General features: G+C 72.6%; 1 protein-coding gene and 1 pseudogene. One reads left to right on the top strand and one right to left on the bottom strand.

Features of this window, described 5'->3' with window-relative positions; genetic code table 11:
- The first annotated feature begins 158 nt into the window (after positions 1-158).
- Positions 159-560: a VOC family protein gene (locus G5C65_RS36515; RefSeq protein WP_165303338.1), complete on the top strand. Its 402-nt coding sequence runs from the start codon at positions 159-161 to the stop codon at positions 558-560.
- Positions 561-611: 51 nt separating this feature from the next.
- On the opposite strand, the pseudogene G5C65_RS36510 reads toward G5C65_RS36515, so the two are convergent.
- Positions 612-1,861: pseudogene (locus G5C65_RS36510) on the bottom strand (MFS transporter); the annotation flags it as partial.

Raw genomic sequence — 1,861 nt, 5'->3', positions numbered from 1 at the left:
CTCCCCCTTCCGGCCCCCGGCCCCCGGTCTCCGGTCTCCGGTCGTACGCCCAACGACGGAGGCCGGGGGCGAAATGCCGCTCCGGCTCCGGCCGTTGAACCCGGGTGAGTGTGACGATACGGAACGTCACACCATATCACGCCGGAGGAGGAGCCACCATGACGGTCCAGCTCAACCACACCATCGTGCAGGCACGGGACAAGCGGGCCTCGGCCGAGTTCCTGGCCGGGCTGCTGGGACTGGAGGTACAGCCCGAGTTCGGCCCCTTCGTTCCGGTGACCGCGGGGAACGACGTCACTCTCGACTTCGCCGACAGCGGGGAGGGCGAGGAGATCATCGCGCGGCACTTCGCGTTCCTGGTGTCGGAGGGCGAGTTCGACACGATCTTCGGCCGCATCCAGCAGGCCGGGCTCACCTACTACGCCGACCCGTACCGCACCCGGCCGGGGGAGATCAACCACAACGACGGCGGCCGGGGCGTGTACTGGCTGGACCCCGACGGTCACGTCCTGGAGATCATCACCCGCCCCTACGGAAGCGGCTCCGCCGCCACGGACTAGGGGATGTGGTGGGAGTCCCGCACGGCTCCCGCGGGGCCGGCGGGCGCTGCCTCAGTCGCCGGCGGCGTCCCTGTCCTCGTCCTCTCCCTCGGGGCACGGCGTCCCCCGCGGCAGCTTGTACGGGGCCGCGATCCGGTACGTGCCGGCGCGCGGCGCCTCCAGCAGCGTCCAGGTGTCCGTGACCGGCTTGTCCTTGCCCTTCGGCGGTTCGCCGCCGAAGGTCGGCTCGGACTCGCGCAGACAGCCTCTGACGTTGCCGCCCGCGTGGTCCGGCGGCTTGATGCGCTCCCCGTCCTTGTCGACCAGGCCCAGCCACGGGGAGTACGGCACCCGGACGAGAACGGCGCCGCGCCGCCGCACCTGCACCGTCACGCCCTCCGCGTCGGCGCGGCGCACGGTGGCGGGCGGCGCGGCGAGCGGCAGCGGGTCGGTGACGGCGAAGAGCCGCCAGTTCTCGTCCGACCAGACCTCCCGCAGATACGGCGGCCGCTTCTTCACCAGCTGCGCCTCCGCGATACCGCCCGCGATGTCGGGGTGGTCGGAGGGCAGCACCACGAAGTGCACCGCCCAGCGCCGCAGCCACTCGTAGTAGTGCGCGGGGGTGAGGTGCTTCTCGTAGAAGAGCGGGTTGCGGTCGATGTCGGCCTGCCGGTTCCAGCCGCGCGCGAGGTTGACGTACGGCGCCAGCGCGGACGCCTCGCGGTGGCTGTTGACAGGCACGACCTCGACCCGCGCCCGGTTGGCGTGCCGCTTCTTCAGCTGGTGCACGAGCGGCGCCAGTTCCCGGGCCCAGGACGCGTCCGGCGTCGTGTGGATCACGTCCCAGCTCGGCTTGACGACCTGCCACCCGGCCGTGACGAACAGCGCGAGCGCCATCGCCAGCCCGCGCCGCGACCGCCAGGGCTTCCAGCCCCGTCCCACCACCACCGGCACAGCGGCCAGCAGCGCCACCGTCGCGAACAGCAGGCCGAGCCGCTCCACGTTGGAGCCGACCGGGGAGGGGATCAGCCAGGTCAGCAGGATCCCGAGGGCGTAGACGGCGGCCCCGATCCGGATCGCGACCCACTCCCGCGGCACCAGCAGCGTCACGAGCACGGCGCTCACGGCGGGCAGCACGAACGACCAGACTGGCATGGGCATGTCGCCCGAGAAGGGGAAGAGCAGCGCCGAGCAGGCCACCACGGCGGGCGGCGGCAGCGCCACAGCGAACAGCGCCGCCCAGCGCCGCCGCAGCAGCAGCACCGCCGCGACGACCTCCAGGAAGAGCCCCGCTATGGGGCTGGAGGCGGTTGCCAGCGCCC

The organism is Streptomyces boncukensis, assembly GCF_011045075.1.
In the GTDB taxonomy this organism is placed as follows: domain Bacteria; phylum Actinomycetota; class Actinomycetes; order Streptomycetales; family Streptomycetaceae; genus Streptomyces; species Streptomyces boncukensis.
Note: the sequence above shows the minus strand (reverse complement) of the source record. Positions and strands in the feature narration are given on the sequence as shown.